This is a genomic window from Roseobacter sp. CCS2 (genome assembly GCF_000169435.1).
In the GTDB taxonomy this organism is placed as follows: domain Bacteria; phylum Pseudomonadota; class Alphaproteobacteria; order Rhodobacterales; family Rhodobacteraceae; genus Yoonia.
This window is the reverse complement of the sequence record NZ_AAYB01000004.1, coordinates 23,412-43,365: the sequence shown is the minus strand read 5'-3', so window position 1 is coordinate 43,365 and position 19,954 is coordinate 23,412. Positions and strand designations below refer to the sequence as shown.

Sequence of the window (19,954 nt, the reverse complement as noted above, 5' to 3'; positions counted from 1 at the left end):
AAAAGATGCACCTTATGAAAGCTAGCTTTCATCGCCGATCTTGTCCCATGTCTGGGTGTTAAAATCCCCCGCGTCATGCCGTTCGCGCAGTTGTTCAGATGGCGCGCCCCACGCGCGGTTGACCATTTTGCCCCGTTGATAGGCGGGCCGGTCCATCACGGCATCAGCCCAGCGATTGACGTGTTCATAAGATGCCACATCAAGGAACTCTGCCGCCTCATAGACCTGACCTTTGACAAGTGCGCCATACCACGGGGCAGTGGCCATATCGGCGATCGAATATGCGTCACCACCCAGATATTCGCAATCTTCAAGCCGCTGGTTCAGCACATCCAACTGGCGCTTTGCCTCCATCGCGAAGCGGTTGATGGGATATTCGAATTTCTCGGGCGCATAGGCATAAAAGTGGCCAAAGCCGCCGCCAAGATAGGGGGCAGAGCCTTGCAACCAGAACAGCCAGTTCAGCGTTTCGGTACGCTCGGGCATGCTTTTTGGCAGGAACGCCCCGTATTTTTCGGCCAGATACAGCAGGATCGCACCGCTTTCAAAGACCCGCACGCCGGTGTCTTTGTCAAACAGGGCAGGGATCTTGGAATTTGGGTTCACGTCAACAAAGCCGCTGCTGAATTGGTCACCTTCCTGAATGTTGATCAGCCAGGCGTCGTATTCAGCGGCATGGCCCGCGGCCAACAATTCTTCCAGCATGACGGTCACTTTCACCCCATTGGGCGTCGCGAGTGAATGCAGCTGAAACGGATGCTTGCCGACTGGTAAATCCTTGTCATGGGTTGGCCCTGCGATGGGCCGATTGATGTTGGCAAACTTACCGCCACTTTCGGCGTCCCAGGTCCAGACTTTTGGTGGAGTATAGGTGGGGGTGTCAGACATCATTCTTCCGATCTGCTAGAGTATACTTCTGATCAATGTGGGTCGGAATGTCGCAGGAGCAAGGCTGCATCCTTTAACGGCAATAAAAATGTTCCACATGGGTGGGTGATGGTGCCACGCGATAGATGCATTGGACGCATTTTGCGGCAGATTTTATCGCCGAAAAAGTGGTTTATAAGTTTTAGCGATATACTGTCTGATTGGGGTGGCAATAGAGCGACCGTGACACGACACTGTTCACGAATTCGAATTAATGATCGTGGTACGTGCAATTTTGTGTGCTGGTTTTCCCGTCTGCATTATGAAATTATTAATAAGTATTTCACAATAATAGCTATAAAACACTGGGTTTTTCGGCGCTTTCTGCCTGAGGTACGCCCAAACGTGAAAAATTGTCGTGTTATTATTGGTCGAGTTTCCGTCAACATTTCGCCGCTTTTCAACGCATAGATGCGCACAACGAAACCCTAAAGAGCGAGAATCCTCCATGTCCACACTCAATCTGCATCCGCGCGTGACCAAGCGCACCGCTCTGTCATCCACTTGTTTTGCCGCAGCCACAGTCGCCACCGCCGGCCTTATGTTGGGCGCACCACAGACGGCCCATGCACAAGAGCAGTGTTCGACCTACACGGTCGTAAGCGGTGACAGGTTAAGTACAATTGCGACAACGGCAGGTGTGCGTGGCGGATTTCAGACGCTATTTGATGCCAATACAAATGTTCTGGAAAACCCAAACATACTCGAAGTTGATATGGTCTTGGTCATCCCCTGTGCGGATGGGTCTTTGCCCACATCAACCGCGCGCGTCACTGCGGCCTCGACCGGCCCTGCGCCAACAACAGCGATGCCGGACCGGCCGCTGCGTATTACAACCGGCACAGGCTATGCCCCGTTCACCGACGAAGATCTGCCCGGCGGTGGTATGATCACGCGGATGGTGGAACGGTCGATGGAACTGGGCAACCCTGATCAAGCCTATAATTTGATCTTCATCAATGATTGGGGGTCACACTTGGAAACGCTGTTGCCGACCGGTGCCGTTGATATGGCGTTCCCATGGTTCCTGCCAAATTGTGATCTGGTTGAAAACCTGTCCGAGGCCAGCGCCTATCGCTGCACGGATTTCAACCACTCAGAACCGTTCTACGAAATTCTGGTCGATTTCTTTACCCTCGCGGACAGTCAATATGCGGCTGCAACCAGCCACGAAGACCTGTTTGGTGCGCGCATTTGCCGTCCCGAAGCATGGTTTACCTTTGATCTTGAGGCCGAACGACTGGTAGCACCAAACATCACCTATGTGACCCCGGTATCGCAGCAGGACTGCGTCCAGCTTTTGGCCAGCGGCGACGTTGACGTGATGACCTATGACACCTTGCCAGCCGAGGAAGACATCCGCGAATCCGGTTTTGCAGATCGGATTGCCAAAATTGAACCGCTTAGCGGTGCCGTGTCGTCGCATATCTTTGTCGCAAAGGATAACGCCTTCGCAAACGAGGCATTGCCGATTATCAACGCGGGCCTTGAAGAACTGCGCCTGTCGGGTGAATGGTTCAACATCGTGCGCGAAAGCATTCAAGAGACTGTTGAAAACTAATTAGTCACTCTTAGACTGAGGACGGCCCCGCGTATCCCAAGGCGCGGGGCTTTTTTTGTCTGTAAGGGGAACACGATGCTCGAACTTAGACCAAACTGCGAATGGTGCGATAAAGATCTGCCGCCTGATGCGGATGATGCGCGCATCTGTACCTATGAATGTACCTATTGCGCGAAATGCGTGGCCGACGTGCTGAAAGATGTCTGCCCAACTTGTGGCGGTAATTTTGTGCCACGCCCCATCCGGCCGAAAACGGCCTATCACGACACGCCAAAGCTGGGTTTGGGCCATCAACCAGTGGCGACGAAGCGTCATTATTCACGCTGGACGACTGAACAGGTGGAGCGCATGGCCGCACTGTTGAAAGACGTAGCCGCAAAAGACCGCTAAATGCCTGTTCCCTGTAAAACACCGTGTTCCAGCGCATAGCGTGTCAGCCCGGCTGTGGAACTGATGCCCAGCTTGCGTTTGATATTCTTGCGATGCGTCTCGACCGTGCGGACCGAGATATTGAGCGTATTGGCAACATCTTTGTTCGACTGTCCTTGCGCCAATTCCAACAGGATTGTCTGTTCGCGGCTGGTCAGCGTTTCGCGCCCATCGCTGATTTTGGGTTGCAGCGATCCTTTCGCCCCAGTGCACAGATATTCCCCGCCCCCCATGACAGTTTCAATCGCCGTGTGAATTTCTTCGGTAGGCACATCCTTGAGGATATAGCCCCGCGCACCATGGCTGAGCGCTGTTGAGATATATTCAGGGCTGTCATGCATCGACAGGATCACGATCCGGGTGTCTGGTTGTTTCTCCAGGATCATCTCGGTCGCTGCCAGCCCTGAAAGTCCGGGCATGTTCAAATCCATCAAGATCACGTCGGGGCCCAGGGCGATGGCCTGATCCACCGCATCCTGCCCATTGCCCAAGGTGCCGACGATTTCCAGATCATCATAGCTTTCCAGCAAAGATCGGATGCCTTCGGCGACCATGGGGTGATCATCTACGATAAGAACGCGGGTCGTCATGCGCTTTCCTTTGCTGTGTTTTGTGGGCGCAGCATATGGCTCAGGGGCACTTGGGCTTCAATGACCGTGCCGGTTGTTCCCGTGCGCGCCGACAGGATGCGCAGCGTCCCACCCAATTGTTCGATACGTTCCTGCATATTGCGCAAACCTAGACCGGCACTGGGCCGTCGTTCCTGTTGCGGCCATGTCATGCCAATGCCGTCATCCACGATCCGCAGGTTCGCCCCCTTGCGGTTCCCCTTCAGGCTGACCTGTACTGTCCCGGCCTCAGCGTGGCGTTCGATGTTGGTCAGCGCCTCTTGGGCGATGCGGTACAGTGCAATCCGTGCTTCCTGATCAAGCCGGTTGCGGAACACGACGGTTTCGAATTCGACCGCGATGCCGGTCCGGGTTGAAAAGTCGTCTGTCAGCGCTTGCAAGGCAGGGCCAAGCCCCAGATCATCCAGCACACCGGGGCGCAAATCGCGGCTGATGCGGCGGACCTCTTGGATGGTGGAACCCAGACCATCGATCCCCTTGTTCAGGCTGTCGCGGATGCCTGCATCATCGCCAACCTTGCGGCGTGTCAATTCCAACGCATAGCGCACGCCCACCAGCATCTGGCTGATCCCGTCATGCAATTCGCGCGCCACACGTCCGCGTTCTTCCTCTTGGGTATCAAAGATGCGCTGGGTCAGTTGTTTAAGTTTGGCATCTGCCAAGCGCCGTTCGCGCAGATTAAGGAACATACCTGTCATGAAAACAGCAATCAAAGCCGCAATAGCAATGCCAACAATATAATAGCTGGTGGTCGTGATACGGGTTTCGACATCCGCCCGCGCAGCGGCGACATTTTCCAGCACGTCATCAATGAACACACCTGTACCAATGGCCCAACGCCAGTCTTGCAGGCCGTTGACATAGACGATCATCCGCTCGGTCGCGCCAGTTGATGGTTTGGGCCAGTCAAAGCTGTGATATCCGCCACCTGTCCGGGCGATGCGGATCAATTCATCGGTTATGGGGGTGCCGTTGAGGTCTTCGAGGCCAGTCCAGTTCTTGCCAATCAGGTAGGTCTGGCGGGGCGCGACGAGGTTATTGCCTTCATAATCGAAGACAAAGAAATAGCCGTCCTGCCCGTAAAGCATCGCAGCCAGTTCACGGCTAACGGCCAGTTTCGCCTCTTCATCATCAGGGGCGGCACGGCCATAGGTGTTCACGACGGCGGTGCGGGCAATTGACAAATAGTTTTTCAGTTCGGCGCGCTTGGTTTCAATCAACTGCGCTTCCAACGCCTGTATTTCGCGTTCTGCCAACTGGCGTGATTGCGCGCTTACAACCAGCGCAATCAGAAAAACAGCACCGATCAAGGGCAGGGTGGCCAGAAGGAACACCTTTTGTCCGTAGCTGATATTGATCATGTCACGCATGCGCGAAAAAAGGCCCATCATGCGCTGATCGTTAGCCAAGAATCGCTTGCGAATCAAATGCCAAGAATCGCTGATTAACGTAATCGTCACTTCTGTTAACGCCTAAACATTTGGCAGAATTGGTTAGAAAAAGTGACAAAAGCGGCGTTTATACGCAGTACTACGTATTCCACCTTAAATAACGTCGCGCTAGTGTCGCGACACGAAATCCATCTGTGGGCGCCGCTTTGCGTCCCCGTAATGATGTAACACCCGGGAGGTAACTTTATGGATCGTCGTTCATTTCTAAAGAATTCAGCACTTGGTGGCTCAGCGGCAGCCGCAACAGCGCTGGCTGCACCTGCATATGCACAGGGCAACCGCACGCTGACATTGGTCACAACATGGGGCCGTGGCCTTGCTGGTGTGCATGACGCCGCACAGCGCGCTGCTGACACAATCACAGCCCTGTCCGGTGGATCGCTTACAATTGACCTGAAGGCCGCTGGCGAACTTGTCGGTGCGTTTGAAGTGTTTGACGCGGTCACATCCGGTCAGGCCGACATGTACCACGGTGCAGACTACTACTTTGTTGGTCAGCACCCAGGCTATGCCTACTTCACATCCGTGCCATTCGGCATGACGCCACAGGAAATTTCGAACTGGTACTACCAAGGCGAAGGTCAGGCATTCCACGATGAGCTGGGGTCGATCTTTGGTCTGAAGTCATTCTTGGCCGGTAACACAGGCCCACAGGCCGGTGGCTGGTTTGCCAAGGAAATCGCAGGTCCAGAAGACTTCCAAGGTCTGAAGTTCCGCATGCCGGGTCTTGGTGGTCAAGCGCTGGGTCGCATGGGCGCATCCGTACAAAACCTGCCAGGTGCAGAAGTGTATCAGGCGCTGGCGTCCGGTGCGATTGACGGCACAGAGTGGATCGGCCCATGGGCAGATGAAAAGGCTGGTTTCCAGGAAATCACCAAGTTCTACTACACCGCCGGTATGCACGAGCCGGGTGCGGCCCTGTCACTGGCCACCAACCTTGACGTCTGGGACAGCCTGAGCACAGAGCACCAGAAAATCGTTGAGATTGCGTCCGGCGAAGCACACCAGTGGAACCTTGCACAGTTCATGAACAACAACGGTGCAGCGCTGCAGCGTTTGCAGGCCGGTGGTGTTCAGGTTCTGGAATTCCCCGATGCTGTTTGGGATGCGATGGGTACGGCGGCACGCGAAACGCTTGACCAGTACAACGGCGACGACATCTATGATCGTATTCGTGCAAGCTATAACGCATCCATGGCGGCATCCTCTTCTTGGATCCAGCAGTCCGAAGGTGCATATCGCGCGCAACGCGACCGTGTAATGGCCTAAGCCACTGCGGCGTTTCATGATTTCATGATCTAGATCAAAGTGAAGGCCCGATGCGCTGATGCATAAGGGCCTTCACACCAACGGATGCAAAGGGCGTCCGAGAACGACTTCCACGAGGGGGAATTGGCATGAGCTTCGGCGATGCATGGGGTGGAAATGCGATAGGGTGGTTCTTTGGCAACCTGATCGACGCATTCTACAACTTCTTTTACGCACTCTTTAATCCCGGCTCTTGGTTGTCTTGGCTGCCATCCATCAACGGCCCGATGGAAGCCGAACAGAAAGAAGCGCTGATGCGTTTCATCTACTACGGTGCCTCGGTCGAGTTTTTCTTCGTCGTCTTCGCCATATTCCTGATCGTCACGATCATCGGCTTTATCAACAACCGCTTTATGTGGGGCTGCGTGCGCGGCCTTGAAGGGTTTGCCAACATTGTCGGCCGCACAGCCGCTTGGGCCGGCCTTTTGATGGTGCTGCAACAGATCGTGATCATCTTTATGCAACGCGTGTTTGCGGTATCTGAGATCAGCATCGGTTTTGGTGTGACTGTCACCCATGACGTCAGCTGGTGGTCAGAGCAGTTGAAGTTCTACAACGCGATGATCGTCACACTTTGCGCGTCCTACACTTTTGTCCAAGGCGGGCACGTCCGCGTTGACCTTGTCTATTCCGCGATCAGCTACCGCGCCAAGCGGGTGATCGACATGATCGGGTCCATGGTATTGATGGTGCCTGCCGCGATCCTGACGTGGCTTTATGGATGGTTCTTCTTGTGGCGACACTTGGTGGTGCCAAACCCATCGGCCTCTAGTTCCTTGGATCGTTTGCTGACACAGTCCCGCGCGCTGCGCTGGAACGTCGAAACGATTGGCTTTTCGCCCAATGGCTTTAATGCGTACTTCTTGTTCAAGGTGTTGCTGGTGATCTTTACAGCGATGATCCTGCTACAGGCGGTCGCGTTCTTTTACCGCTCTTACCTCGAGTGGAAAGAAGGGCCTGAGAGCGAAGGCAAGAACCTTGATAAAGACAAGATTGGCGATGAAACCGCCGAACTTGCCGCAAATATTCACTAAAGAACGGGCGGTAGACACATGCTTTTCGGATTAGATGGCATCGAAGTCGGTATCATTATCGTCTTTCTCACACTTTTCGCAGGGATCCTGTCAGGTTTCCCGGTCGCCTTTGCGATCTCAGGCTCTGCTGTTATCTCATTTGCGATCATCGCAGCGCTTGATAGCTCGGGCCTGTTGATCCACGCGGCCGTGGATACGAACTCGGCCGAATATGCGGCCCTGATCGCAGAAGGGGTCCGGCCGGATGCGGTATCGGTTTTCCGATATCCAGAGTTACCGCGATACGAGGACGTGCTGTTTCCACAAGGGTGGGAAATCGCCTTGGACCGCAACATCGGCTTTATGGTCAACCGCATGAACGAACGTGTTCTGGCAGGGCAATCCATCGAAACACTGCTTGCTGTTGTGATGTTCGTGATGATGGGGATCGTGCTGGAACGGTCGCGGATTGCCGATGAACTGCTGACAACGATGGCCAAGGTCTTTGGCCCGTTGCCGGGTGGTTTGGCTGTGTCCATCGTGATTGTGGGTGCGTTTCTTGCGGCCTCTACAGGTATCGTGGGTGCAACTGTCGTGACCATGGGTCTGTTGGCATTGCCGACAATGTTGAAAAACGGCTATTCGCCGCAGCTTTCAACCGGGGTCATCGCCGCATCTGGTACGCTGGGGCAGATCATTCCACCATCCATCGTGATCGTGCTTTTGGGTACGCTTGCTGGTGATCTGTATTCAGCCGCCCAAGAAGAACGCGCGCAACTGGTTGGGTGTTCTGATGCGCTGACCTATCTGGGCGAGCCTGCGGTTGTGTCCGTGGGTACGCTGTTCCAAGCCGCACTTTTGCCCGGCATCATGCTGGCTGTGCTTTACGCGGGCTATGCGTTTGTCTTTGCGCTGATCAACCCTTCCAAAGCCCCGCCTGTGCAGTTTGCGGAAACAACCGGCGGCGAAGTCGTCACCCGTAACGATAGCTTCACATGGTTCTTGGCTGTGCCTGTTGGCATCATCGGTCTGGCCATTGGGATGGGGCAGACGAACCTTGTTGGATCACAGGAAGTCATCGTCGATAGTTTCACAGCGTCAGGTCAAACGGCATCGCTGCGCACCAATGTCAGCGATGATTGCGCGGTTGCCATGCAAGAATTGCACGGTGACGAAGCGTGGCAAGCAGCCTTGGCCGAACAAGCGGCAATCAACGACGCTGGTGGGGTTGCACAAGCGCGCGAATTATCGCCAGAAGAACGCGCAGAGCGTGTGATGCAAAAGGTTGATGCGGCAGCGCCAATTGGCACTGGCATTGCGATCTTTGCGGTTCTGATGGGGCTGATGCTGGCCATTGCGCGTGGCGTCGCACCAAGCGCAGATGCGCGGCCACTGATCATCGGTGCGGCCGGTGTTGGGCTGATGTTGCTGGTTGATATCCTTATCATCTCGCCGCTCACGACGGCGGGGCAAACAACGCTGTTCATAGCTATTCCCGTCATCATCGCCTTCTACGGACTACGCTTTGCTGCCAAGCTTTTGGCTGGCAATGAAATCCTGCGCGTGGTTTTCCCACCGCTGGTCCTGATCGTGGCTGTGCTGGGTTCGATCCTGGGTGGTATCACCAATCCAACGCCCGCTGCGGCCTTGGGTGCGGGTGGTGCTATCCTGCTGGCGGCTTACCGCAAGCTGCATGACCAAGGGCGGTCCGGGCGTATTGTCCTGCTGACCGCCGCAGCCATTGTTGTGATGCTGCTTATTGGCGTCAATTTTGATATGCGCCTTGGACAAGAGGTGGTTCTGTTTGAAAACCGGCTGGCCTATCTGGTGGCCTTTGGATGTTTCTTGTTCGCGCTTTTCGGTTTGCTTTGGTCCTGTTGGGTTCTGGTCGCGGGCGGGGTGCTGGCACCGGTTGTCCGCGAGACGGCAAAGGTGACCTCGATGGTCTTTACCATCCTGATCGGATCGCAGTTGTTGAACCTTGTGCTGATCTCATTCGGGGGCGAGCATTACATCCAGCAGTTCCTACGCTCATTTGACAATGAATGGACCGTGTTCCTGCTGGTTATGCTTGTGCTTTTCATGCTGGGTTTCGTGCTCGATTTCCTTGAAATCATCTACATCGTGATCCCGATCGTGGGGCCGGTCATCTATGGCGGCACGTTTGATCCCAAATGGGTGACCATCATGATTGCGGTGAACCTGCAAACATCCTTCCTGACGCCGCCCTTTGGCTTTGCGCTGTTCTATCTGCGCGGGGTTGCGCCCAAGTCGATCACGACCGGGCAGATTTATAAGGGGGTGATGCCGTTCATTGGCATTCAGGTCTTTGGCTTGCTGTTATTGGCGTTCTTCCCTGCGGTTGTCACGATTGTGCCGAACCTGCTGAACTAGACCTGCAAAGCCAGATCACCTTGTGAAGTCAGAGCGCGCAGCGGGAACTGCGCGCTCTTTTTTTGCGCGGGCCGCGAATAAAATGGTTTCCCATGCGTAAACTTGGAAGCAGCAGCAAAAGCTGGTGCACCAATTTTCACAAATACGCTGGATGCAACATGACTTTACCTACATCTTTTCAACGGTCTCAGGCCGTCTCAACGACAGCTCTTATTTTAGGGCTCGCCAGTTATCAGCCTGCCTTTGCACAAGAGGCGGTGGTCATCCAAAACGGGCAGACCGTCACAGAAACCGTGGCGTTGGACGCAGATGGCGATAGCCTGACGATTGACGCAGGCGGGGCCATTGATGTGACAGATCAAGATGGTGTGGTGATCAGCGCCGACGATGTAGTCGTCGTCAACGACGGTACAATCAACACAACCGGGTTTGATGCAGGCGGTATCTTTTCCGGCGGTGTCGGTGCGGTCAGCATCAACAACGGGACGATCACAACCTTGGGCGCACAGGGCGACGGTATTGTGTCGAACCGGGCAGATGCCACAAATACGAATAACGGTCAGATCAGCACAGATGGCTTTGACGCAGACGGTATTTTGAGCTTTGAACAGAACGCGCTGAACACCAACACCGGGTCGGTCAGCACGTTGGGCGGTGGATCCGGTGGTATTTTCTCGCGCGGTCGCGACTCGCAGAATAACAACAGCGGCAGCATCGTGACCCAAGGCGACCAGTCTGATGGCCTTTTGTCTGTAGGCTTTGCCAGCACAAACACCAATAGCGGTGCCGTGCAGACAAGTGGTTTTGATGCCGATGGGATATTGTCGTTGGGGTCCAGCACGCAGAACACCAATACCGGTGACATTGTAACCATTGGCGATGCATCTTCGGGAATCTTTTCACAAGGCCGCAATACGACAAACATCAACAGCGGAACGATTAGGACCAGCGGCGTGGATTCGGATGGGGTTGTTCTGTTGGGTGCGGGGGCAACACTGACCAACACGGGCCTGATTCATGTGACAGGCGAAGACAGCCAGGCGGTGCGGGGCGGATCGGGGTCGCAGACAGTGAACCTGGGTGCAGGATCCGTGATCATCGGTGGCTTTGATTTGGGCTTTGGCAGTGACACAGTGAATTACGACAACAGCGGCGGTGGCGTATCGGCGGTTCTGACGTTTGAGAACGTCGAAAATGTGATTATCAAAGGCGATGATCGTCCGCTGTTTGCAACGGGTGATGTGATCACCGTGGTGGATACAACCGGGTTTTCGGTCTTGAACGACGCGACCGGGTTTTTGGCAGATACTGCACAGCGCACCATTGGACAGCAGGCCGGTACAGATGGGGCTTGGGCCAGCGTAATTGGCGCATCGCGTGACCGGAAAGACGATGGCGTGACCCTGTCTTATCAGACCGGTCTGTTTGGCGTGATCGCAGGTTATGAAACGGATCTGGGCGGCAGTCGCCTTGGGCTGGTCGGCGGGGTATCGACCGGCAAAACCGAAACGGATGAAACGTCCATCGAAATTGCCACCCAAAGTCTTTTCGGCGGGGCATATATCGGGACATCCCTTGGTGGTCTGGATTTGACATCCAGCCTATTGGCCGGGATCGAAAGCCATGACAGCGACCGGGTTGTGGCCGACAACCTTGCGGGGTTTGAAACAGCGACGGCCAAGATTGATGGCAGTTTTGTCACAGCCGGTTTGCAGGCGAAAAGCAGCAGTTTTGGTCTTGGCGGTATCCAGTTTCAACCATCGGCCAGCGCGCAATACACCTTTGCATCCTATGATGGATACTCTGAAAGCGGCACAACAAACGCCAATCTGGATGTGGACAGCCGGACCGCGCAAAGCCTGAATGCGCGCGTGCAGCTTGAGACGTTTTCGACGGCCGGTGCGTTTGAAACGGCGTTTCGCTTTGGTATCGACGGGCGCGCCACGGACGCAGAAGACATCACCATCACGCTGGGTGAAGAAAGCCAAAGCTTTGCGGAAACCGATAGCGACACGGCTTTGGGTGGCTTTCTGGGCGCCCAAGCGGTGTTTTCCGAAACACAGGCAATGCGGGTCGTCGGTGATTTTGAATTCGGCTTTGCAGATGGTGGCGAAAGGGCCGTTGCCGGCGGCCTGAATGTCAGTTTTTCGTTCTAGAACGTCTGATGCGGGGCGGCTTGGCTGCCCCGCGTTTTCTAGCTGCGCCCGTCGGGCAGATCGATCCGGGCCACTTGTTCGGCAATTGGATCGGTCGAAAGCGGGTGCATATCGGCGCTGTAAGCTGCAGGATCGGCCACGGCGTTCCAAACGCCATCCCGGTACACCTCAAGCCCTTTGAACTTGGCCTTATAATCCATCTTGGGACTGCCAGGGACCCAATAGCCCAGATAAACGTAAGGCAGGCCTAATTCGCGGGCGATAGCGATATGATCAAGGATCACGTAAGTCCCAAGCGACAGCTTGTCATTGGCCGGATCAAAGAAGGAATAAACCATCGACAGACCGTCATCCAAGATATCGGTCAGGCAGACGGCTGTCAGGTCTTTTGCATCGGTGTATTCGATCAAACGCGACCGGATCGGCGTTTCTTCGACCATGGCTGCGAATTCAAACATATCCATATCGGCCATGCCGCCAGTGGCATGACGGCCATCAAGGTATTCGCGGAACAATGCGTATTGTTCTTCTGTAGCCCAGGGTGATGTGGCGCGACGGTGCAAATGCGCTGCGCGTTTGGTCACACGACGCTGGCTGCGGCGTGGGGTGAATTTCGACACGTCGATGCGGGCGGACATACAGGCGGAACATTCTGCACAGGACGGACGATACAGCACATTCTGCGATCGGCGGAACCCTTGTTTGGATAAACTGTCGTTCAGCTTGGTCGCGACATCGCCTTGCAATGCGGTGAACAATTTCCGCTCCATCCGCCCTTCAAGATAAGGGCAGGGCTGGGGTGCAGTCACATAAAACTGCGGGGCAATGGGAAGCGTGTGGCGCATGCAAATTCCGGTCGGTTTCGATAAAGCTTAACAATGTGTTGATCATTGGCCAAGCCCCCCGAATGCCGCATGCTTAACGACCGGTATTGATCGCCTCTGTGCCCAGTATCAGATCGCTCAGGCCTTGGCCGCGTGGGGTGGTCAGCATCAGAATGACCGAGATCAGTTGCAGTGGCGCAATCGCCACGCTGATGGTGTAGCCAAAGGTATGCGCCAGGGCCAAACCAGAGCTGAGCGACGCGCCTTGATGGTCGCGAAACCGGATGCCCATCATGCGCATGCCCCAGGTCGAAGACCCGCCCGCCAGTGTAAACCAGCGATAAATGAAGCCGACAAACAACATCAGCGCGGGAAAAAAGAAGATACCGGTGAAGGCGGTGAAGGGCAGCACCAAAGCACAAAGCATGGCGATCATAACAACATCAAAGACCCATGCGAGGCCGCGTTTGATGGTGACGCCATCGTAAAGGCGTGGATCAAAATCAGCGGCGGTGGCGTTATCGGAAGACATGGTCATTTGGGCTCTCGTTGCATCAAAAAATGGAAGGGCGGCCCACTGGGAACTGTGGGCCACCCCTTTGGTCACACGCGGCACTTAGGCCGGTGCAGAACCTGTATTTTCGTCATCAGTGTCAGTCATCTTTTTGGCGCGATCGTCCATGAACTGGTCAAATTCTGCCTTGTCCTTGGCTTCACGCAGACGCTTGAGGAAGGCCTCAAAGTTGTCTTGCTCTTCTTCCAGGCGGCGCAGAGTTTCTGACTTATAAGCGTCAAATGCGCTGTTGCCGGATGATTTGCCCATGTGACGGGTGCGGCTGCGGGTCATTGCATTGCAAGAATTGTTGAACATGCGTTTGCTCCAGATCATATAAGCCAAAAGGGCAAGGCCAACGGGCCAAAAGACGATAAAGCTGACAACCATGGCGGCGATCCATGCGCCTTTGCCACGTTCGTCAAGCCAGCTCTCGGCGCGGGCAAAAAAGCCGGGACGGTGGTCCATAGCCATCGGGGACTGGGATGTGGCGGTGTTCATGGTTGGGCTCCTTAACGATCTGTTTGCGGTTGATGTGAATGCTTTTCACATGACAGATATCGGAAGTATGGCGCCAACCTTCAAGTCTTAATGTAAATGTTTTTTACATTTACTTTTATTTGGAATTAAAATCAGCATGTTACGCCGCGGAAATTTTAACAAGAATGGCGGGATAAATCGGGAAAATATGACGTGGCGTGCCTGTGGCGGCGTAGATCACAGTGAATTCAGCCAATTTAGGATCGAAAAACGCCCGGATCGGGTTCAGGTGGCCATCACCCATTTCAGACTTTTGCTCATGTTGATCCTGATCCTTTTTGGATAGTTTCACCACACGATCCGCATTGACCAGCGCAGATGCGCACCGCAGTGTGCGGGCATGTCCTTTGCTGACCGTATCACCCGTTCGCCATACCCATTCGACCCGGATCGGGGCGACGACGCGCGTGCACTTTTTCCCGGCCTCGCACATGCGATGAAGGAACTGATCGCCGGCACGGCAGGCTGTAGCCCGTATCTGGCAGACCTCTTGCGCCACGAGGCGGCGTGGGTTGGTCCCGCATCCGATGATCCAGAGGCCGCGATTGCGGCGCTTCTTGCCGATATACCCAACACAAAGCTGACCGATCTTGCCGTAGGCCTGCGGCAGGCCAAACGGCGGGTGGCCCTGTTGACTGGGCTGGCTGATCTTGGTGGCGTCTGGCCGCTGGAAACGGTGACACAAATCCTGACCGATTTTGCAGATGCCGCTGTGCAGGCAACAATCACGCAGCTGGTCGCGGCAGAGGTTGCGCGCGGCAAATTACCCGCAGGCGGTGATCCGGCAGATGCGGGCGGAATGGTGGTGCTGGCCATGGGCAAGATGGGTGCGGGCGAGCTGAATTATTCTTCTGACATCGACCTTATTTGCCTGTTCGATGAAACCCGTTTTGATCCCGATGATTATCACGAGGTGCGCAGCGCATTCATCCGCGTGACCCGCAAGATGACGGCGATCCTGTCTGACGTGCGCGAAGGTGGCTATGTATTTCGGACCGACCTTCGCTTGCGCCCTGATGCGTCGGTCACACCGGTGTGCCTGTCAATGGAAGCAGCAGAGCGGTACTATGAAAGCGTCGGGCGCACGTGGGAACGGGCGGCCTATATCAAGGCGCGGGTCTGTGCGGGCGATCAAAAAGCAGGCGCGCGTTTTCTGGAAACGCTGCGTCCTTTCGTCTGGCGCAAACATCTGGATTTTGCCGCAATACAAGACGCTCATGATATGCGTCTGAAAATCCGTGACCATAAGGGGCTGCACGGGCCTTTGGTCTTGGAAGGGCACAACATGAAACTGGGGCGCGGCGGCATCCGCGAGATCGAATTCTTTACGCAGACACGGCAACTGATTGCAGGGGGGCGGGACGCGTCGTTGCGCATGCGCGGCACGCGTGAAGGGTTGGCCGCTTTGGCCGCAGCGGATTGGATACCTCAGAAAGCGGCAAAGCAGCTTTATGACCACTATCGCTTTCACCGCGAGGTAGAGCACAGGTTGCAGATGATCAACGACGCGCAAACCCAAACCTTGCCCAGTGATAAGGACGGCTTTTCAAGGCTTGCGGCGTTCATGGGAATGACGGTGCCCGCGTTACATGACACGCTGCGCGACCGATTAGAGGACGTGCATACACTCATCGAAGGCTTCTTTGCGCCAGAAGAACCCGACAGTAGCGCCAAGTTACCTGACTGGGGGCAGGATGTTGTCGCCCGGTGGCACAGTTATCCCGCGCTGCGTACGACCCGTGCGACCCAGACGTTCGCGCGGATTACGCCAGAAATCATGGCCCGCCTGCAAGAAGCTGCCAAGCCGGAAGAGGCATTGGCCCAGTTCGACGGTTTTCTGGCGGGGCTCCCTGCGGGTGTGCAGCTTTTTGCGTTATTCGAAGCGAACCCGCAGCTGACGCAATTGATCGTTGATATTTGCGCCACGGCACCGGCGCTGGCGCAGCATTTGTCGCGGAATGCTGGCGTGCTTGACGCCGTGATTGGGGGCGCATTTTTTGCGGAATGGCCGGGCAAGGCCGCACTGCATGCGGAACTGACAGAGTTACTGGACAAGGCAGACGACTATGAAGCGCAGCTTCTGACGGCCCGTCGCTGGGCCAAGGAATGGCACTTCCGCATTGGTGTTCATTTTCTACGTGATCTGATTGATGCGGCCCAATGTGGTGCGCAATATGCCGATCTGGCAGAAGCGGTTGCTGCCGCCGTCTGGCCAGCCGTCACGGCCGAATTTGCCCGCAAACATGGCGCGATGCCCGGGCGTGGCGGGGCAGTGATCGCGATGGGGTCGCTTGGTGCGGGATGGTTGACCGCGACATCGGATCTGGACCTGATCATAATTTATGATGCGCAACGGGTTGATAGTTCCGACGGTCGCAGACCGCTGGCAACGCGGACCTATTTTGCGCGGTTGACGCAAGCTTTGATCACCGCGCTTAGCGTGCAGATGGCCGAAGGGCGGCTTTATGAAGTTGATATGCGCCTTCGCCCTTCCGGGCGGCAGGGCCCGGTCGCGACGTCTTTGGCCTCTTTTCAAGGATATCAGGAAAACGAGGCCTGGACCTGGGAACACCTTGCGCTGACGCGCGCCCGTACTGTGGCAGGTGATCCAAGCCTTTGCGCGGATATTGAGACGTTTCGCAGATCACTGTTGGCGGCCAAGGCTGATGGGCCGACTGTTCTGACCGATGTTGCAGCTATGCGGTTGCGCATCGCAGAACAGAAAGCCCAAGCTGGGGGATGGGCCGCCAAGGTTGGGCCGGGCCGCATGCAGGATATTGAACTTTTTGCGCAAACAGTTGCGCTCAAATGCGCGAGCGAGGCAACTAATACGACAGGTCAGTTAAAGGCCGGTGTCGTGGATGGTTGGCTTGATGCCGCTGATGAGGCTGCGTTGCAGGCTGCTTTTGATCTTTTTTGGAAATTGCAGGCTGCCTTGCGGTTTCTGGCGGGCGACGATGCAAATTTTGAAAAACTGTCAGAAGGGGCGCGGCGTTTGATACTGCGGGAAACAGGATCGCAAGACATGGACGATGTGCTTGCGCGTTTGAATGCGGCGCAAGCACAAGCCGGATCCATCATCACACACTATTTGGAGCGATCATGACAGATGATCATCTCTATGATCCGAAAGGATTGATCAAAGACGCCTTCGCGATTGAGGGTATTGCGGCACCGGAATGCCGTAGCATCTTTCTTGACTGGGCGTTGGGGTTGCCGCCGGGACGTGACGTGCAGCAAGATGTAAAACACTTGATCGCACATTACGCTGGCCAGGCGCCGGCCAGCCATCCGATGTGGGATACGCTGAATGCCGCCTTACAAGATGCGGGTCCGCCCCGCCGCCGTGGGGGACGCCAGGGGCGCCAATAAATTATGTCCGCTTGATCTGATCGGATTGATGAAAGACCTTTGGTCCTTAAAAATCCTCCCAATTGGGTCGCGTTGCTATAGCATCGCTCAACGCATCGAAACCTCGGCGATGCGCGCGGTAATAGGATGAAAACCCTAGTGTCTGATGAAGCGCTGGACGCTATATGTCAGCCTTACGACAGCGCTGCCGCTTCTGCTGCAAGTGCTGTGATGCCGTCCCAATCGCCATCGCGCACTTTGTCTGCGGGCGCGACCCAAGAGCCACCAACGCAGAGCGTGTTGCTCAGGCCAAGATAATCATGGGCATTCTTCAGACTGACCCCGCCGGTCGGGCAAAACTTGACTTGTGGGATCGGGGCGCCAATCGCCTTAAGGGCGGGCGCGCCGCCATTGGCCTCTGCGGGAAAGAATTTTTGCACGGTATAGCCACGTTCAAGCAGGCGCATTGCCTCTGATGCCGTCGCGGTGCCGGGCAACAGGGGCAGATCATTGGCTTCACAAGCGTCCAGCAACAGATCGGTCGCACCGGGTGACACACCAAAAGTTGCCCCAGCGGCCTTGGCATCTTCGACGTCTTTGGGTGTCAGCAACGTGCCCGCCCCCACGACCCCACCAGCGACGGTGGCCATTTCGCGGATCGCATCAAGGGCCGCAGGCGTACGCAGCGTGACCTCCAACGCAGGCAAACCACCCGCAACCAGTGCTTTGGCTAAATTGGCGGCGATACTTGCGTCATCAACCACCAGAACAGGGACAACAGGGGCCATAAGGCAAACTTTAGCAGCGGCGGCTGAGGCGTCTTGCGGGGTCATGATGCGATCCTTGGATGTATTGACCGGAGCAGCTGTAGCGCCTCCAGTAGATATTTATGGACAATGAAAAAGCGGATATCACACAGCAACACCCGCACCTTCGGCCGCGAGGCCGACATTTTGGCGAAAGACTTCAAAGAGTTCACGCCCAACACCGTTGCCATTGCCGCTAAGGTCAGCGGTGGCGGGGGTACGGGTCGATAGATCAACATCTTTGACTTCAATGGTTCCGGTTGTCGCGTCCAGCCGAATGATATCACCATCGCGGATCAGTGATATTGGCCCGTGATCGGCCGCTTCGGGGCAGACGTGAATGGCGGAAGGAACCTTGCCTGATGCGCCTGACATCCGCCCATCGGTGACCAACGCAACCTTAAGACCCCGGTCTTGCAAAACTGCCAATGTGGGCGTCAAACCGTGCAATTCGGGCATGCCATTGGATTTGGGGCCCTGAAAGCGGACAACGATAATCGCGTCTTGCGTCAGTTCTTCGGCTTTGAAAGCCTCTTTTACTGCATCTTGTGTATGAAACACGCGGGCAGGGGCCTCAACAATATGCCGCTCCGGTGCGACAGCAGAGGTTTTGATCACCCCGCGTCCAAGGTTGCCAGCCAGCTGCACCAGCCCGCCTTGAGGTTGGAACGCATCTGTGGCGGGCCTTAGGATTTTTTCGTTAAGCGATTTGCCTGCACCGGGGGCGTATTGCACGCGCCCATCAACGAGTTTGGGTTCCTGGGAATAGAGGTCCAGACCCTGACCGGCGACGGTTTTCGTGTCGTCATGCAACAGGCCAGCGTTCAGAAGTTCACCAATCATGTAACCCAGACCACCCGCGGCATGAAAGTGGTTCACGTCAGCCAAACCGTTTGGATAAACCTTGGCCATCAATGGTGTGACCTCGGACAGGTCGCTGAAGTCTTGCAGATCAATGATAACGCCAGCGGCCTTGGCCATCGCAGGCAGGTGGATGACAAGGTTGGTCGAACCGCCCGTGGCCATAAGCCCGACAATCCCATTCACAAAAGCCTTTTCATCAAGAATATCGCAGACGGGTGTATAGTCATTGCCAAGCGCTGTGATCTCAAGCGCGCGTTCGGTGGCGGCCGTGGTCAGCGCATCGCGCAAAGGTGTGCCGGGATTGACAAAAGATGCGCCGGGCAGGTGCAGCCCCATGAATTCCATCAGCATCTGGTTGGAGTTTGCGGTGCCATAGAACGTGCAAGTGCCGGGGCCGTGGTAAGAGGCCATTTCGGCCTTCATCAGCTCATCGCGGTCAATGTTGCCTTTGGCGAATTCCTGACGCACGCGGGCCTTTTCGTCGTTGGGCAAGCCAGATACCATCGGCCCGGCTGGCATAAAGATACCCGGGATATAACCAAAGGTCGCAGCGGCCATCACAAGGCCGGGGACAATCTTATCGCAGACACCTAAGTAAACCGCAGAATCAAAGACGTTATGCGACAGGCCAACACCAGCGGCCAAGGCAATCACGTCGCGCGAAAAAAGCGATAGCTCCATACCCGTCTGGCCTTGGGTGACGCCGTCACACATCGCAGGGACGCCGCCCGCAACCTGTGCGGTGCCACCGGCAGCGCGGGCCGCCTTGCGGATCAGGTCTGGATACGTCTCGAACGGTTGATGGGCCGACAGCATGTCGTTGTAGGCGGTGATAATCCCGATGTTGGGGGTGTGCCCATCTGTCAACTTGGTCTTGTCGTCGCCCATGGCGGCATAGGCGTGGGCCTGATTGCCGCAGGTCAGGTGCGACCGGCGCGGGCCTTCTGCAGCGGCGCGTTCCATTGTGTCCATATATTTACGACGCGGCCCTTCGGAACGGGCGCGGATACGGTCGGTGACTTCGGCAATTTTTGGGTGAAGCGGCATGGCGTCCTCGGCTGTTACGCTTTTTCAAAAATGTACCACGCTGTGTTAGCGCTAACAAGGGGTGATATTGCCGCATGATTGGCTGGAAATTAACATAATTG

17 protein-coding genes are annotated in these 19,954 nt (G+C 55.8%); 8 read left to right on the top strand and 9 right to left on the bottom strand.

Annotated features, from left to right (window positions below; all coding sequences use genetic code 11):
* Nucleotides 1–21 precede the first annotated feature (21 nt).
* Nucleotides 22–888 carry a glutathione-dependent disulfide-bond oxidoreductase gene (gene yghU, locus RCCS2_RS13445; RefSeq protein ID WP_037294242.1) on the bottom strand — a complete coding sequence of 289 codons (867 nt, stop codon included), beginning with the start codon at nucleotides 886–888 and terminating at the stop codon, nucleotides 22–24.
* A gap of 487 nt (nucleotides 889–1,375) precedes the next feature.
* Between yghU and RCCS2_RS13440 the strand changes: the two genes are divergently transcribed.
* Together RCCS2_RS13440 and RCCS2_RS13435 are read left to right on the top strand one after the other, a co-directional pair.
* The gene (locus RCCS2_RS13440) at nucleotides 1,376–2,488 is read left to right on the top strand and encodes a LysM peptidoglycan-binding domain-containing protein (protein ID WP_008235127.1); all 1,113 of its coding nucleotides are present in this window, start codon (nucleotides 1,376–1,378) and stop codon (nucleotides 2,486–2,488) included.
* A 75-nt stretch (nucleotides 2,489–2,563) separates the two neighbouring features.
* A complete protein-coding gene (locus tag RCCS2_RS13435) occupies nucleotides 2,564–2,878 on the top strand; it encodes a DUF1272 domain-containing protein (RefSeq protein ID WP_008235125.1) in 315 nt (104 codons plus the stop codon).
* Here RCCS2_RS13435 and RCCS2_RS13430 read toward each other — a convergent pair.
* Entirely contained in the window at nucleotides 2,875–3,507 is a 633-nt protein-coding gene (locus tag RCCS2_RS13430) for a response regulator transcription factor (protein ID WP_008235123.1), read from the bottom strand. The genes RCCS2_RS13435 and RCCS2_RS13430 overlap by 4 nt on opposite strands.
* A complete protein-coding gene (locus RCCS2_RS13425) occupies nucleotides 3,504–4,937 on the bottom strand; it encodes a cache domain-containing protein (protein ID WP_050770827.1) in 1,434 nt (477 codons plus the stop codon). Before RCCS2_RS13425 ends, RCCS2_RS13430 begins: the two co-directional genes overlap by 4 nt.
* Before the next feature lie 246 nt (nucleotides 4,938–5,183).
* On the opposite strand from RCCS2_RS13425, the gene RCCS2_RS13420 reads away from it, so the two are divergent.
* The 4 genes from RCCS2_RS13420 (at nucleotide 5,184) to RCCS2_RS13405 (ending at nucleotide 11,868) form a co-directional block, all read left to right on the top strand.
* A complete protein-coding gene (locus RCCS2_RS13420) occupies nucleotides 5,184–6,266 on the top strand; it encodes a TRAP transporter substrate-binding protein (protein ID WP_008235121.1) in 1,083 nt (360 codons plus the stop codon).
* Nucleotides 6,267–6,394: 128 nt separating this feature from the next.
* On the top strand, nucleotides 6,395–7,339 hold the full coding sequence (locus RCCS2_RS13415; protein WP_008235119.1) for a TRAP transporter small permease subunit: 945 nt from the start codon (nucleotides 6,395–6,397) through the stop codon (nucleotides 7,337–7,339).
* Between the two features lie 18 nt (nucleotides 7,340–7,357).
* Entirely contained in the window at nucleotides 7,358–9,712 is a 2,355-nt protein-coding gene (locus RCCS2_RS13410) for a TRAP transporter large permease (RefSeq protein ID WP_008235118.1), read from the top strand.
* A gap of 158 nt (nucleotides 9,713–9,870) precedes the next feature.
* Nucleotides 9,871–11,868 carry an autotransporter domain-containing protein gene (locus RCCS2_RS13405; protein ID WP_198007051.1) on the top strand — a complete coding sequence of 666 codons (1,998 nt, stop codon included), beginning with the start codon at nucleotides 9,871–9,873 and terminating at the stop codon, nucleotides 11,866–11,868.
* A 38-nt stretch (nucleotides 11,869–11,906) separates the two neighbouring features.
* On the opposite strand, the gene RCCS2_RS13400 is transcribed toward RCCS2_RS13405, so the two are convergent.
* From RCCS2_RS13400 to RCCS2_RS13385, 4 genes are all read right to left on the bottom strand, one after another.
* Nucleotides 11,907–12,713, bottom strand: a complete 807-nt coding sequence (locus tag RCCS2_RS13400; protein ID WP_008235115.1) for an arginyltransferase — start codon at nucleotides 12,711–12,713, stop codon at nucleotides 11,907–11,909.
* 73 nt (nucleotides 12,714–12,786) lie between these two features.
* Nucleotides 12,787–13,230 carry an RDD family protein gene (locus RCCS2_RS13395; protein WP_008235113.1) on the bottom strand — a complete coding sequence of 148 codons (444 nt, stop codon included), beginning with the start codon at nucleotides 13,228–13,230 and terminating at the stop codon, nucleotides 12,787–12,789.
* A 78-nt stretch (nucleotides 13,231–13,308) separates the two neighbouring features.
* On the bottom strand, nucleotides 13,309–13,746 hold the full coding sequence (locus RCCS2_RS13390) for a DUF2852 domain-containing protein (RefSeq protein WP_008235111.1): 438 nt from the start codon (nucleotides 13,744–13,746) through the stop codon (nucleotides 13,309–13,311).
* A 139-nt stretch (nucleotides 13,747–13,885) separates the two neighbouring features.
* Nucleotides 13,886–14,077: a hypothetical protein gene (locus tag RCCS2_RS13385; RefSeq protein ID WP_156788555.1), complete on the bottom strand. Its 192-nt coding sequence runs from the start codon at nucleotides 14,075–14,077 to the stop codon at nucleotides 13,886–13,888.
* A gap of 48 nt (nucleotides 14,078–14,125) precedes the next feature.
* Here RCCS2_RS13385 and RCCS2_RS13380 point away from each other — a divergent pair, with 48 nt between their 5' ends.
* Both RCCS2_RS13380 and RCCS2_RS13375 read left to right on the top strand, forming a co-directional pair.
* A complete protein-coding gene (locus RCCS2_RS13380) occupies nucleotides 14,126–16,891 on the top strand; it encodes a [glutamate--ammonia-ligase] adenylyltransferase (protein WP_037294214.1) in 2,766 nt (921 codons plus the stop codon).
* Complete coding sequence (locus RCCS2_RS13375) at nucleotides 16,888–17,157, top strand: hypothetical protein (protein WP_008235101.1); 270 nt, start codon at nucleotides 16,888–16,890, stop codon at nucleotides 17,155–17,157. Before RCCS2_RS13380 ends, RCCS2_RS13375 begins: the two co-directional genes overlap by 4 nt.
* Before the next feature lie 173 nt (nucleotides 17,158–17,330).
* Here the strand turns inward: RCCS2_RS13375 and eda are convergent, their stop codons facing one another.
* Both eda and edd read right to left on the bottom strand, forming a co-directional pair.
* Nucleotides 17,331–17,969, bottom strand: a complete 639-nt coding sequence (eda, locus tag RCCS2_RS13370) for a bifunctional 4-hydroxy-2-oxoglutarate aldolase/2-dehydro-3-deoxy-phosphogluconate aldolase (protein WP_037294213.1) — start codon at nucleotides 17,967–17,969, stop codon at nucleotides 17,331–17,333.
* Nucleotides 17,970–18,047: 78 nt separating this feature from the next.
* Entirely contained in the window at nucleotides 18,048–19,853 is a 1,806-nt protein-coding gene (gene edd, locus RCCS2_RS13365) for a phosphogluconate dehydratase (protein WP_008235085.1), read from the bottom strand.
* Nucleotides 19,854–19,954: the final 101 nt, after the last annotated feature.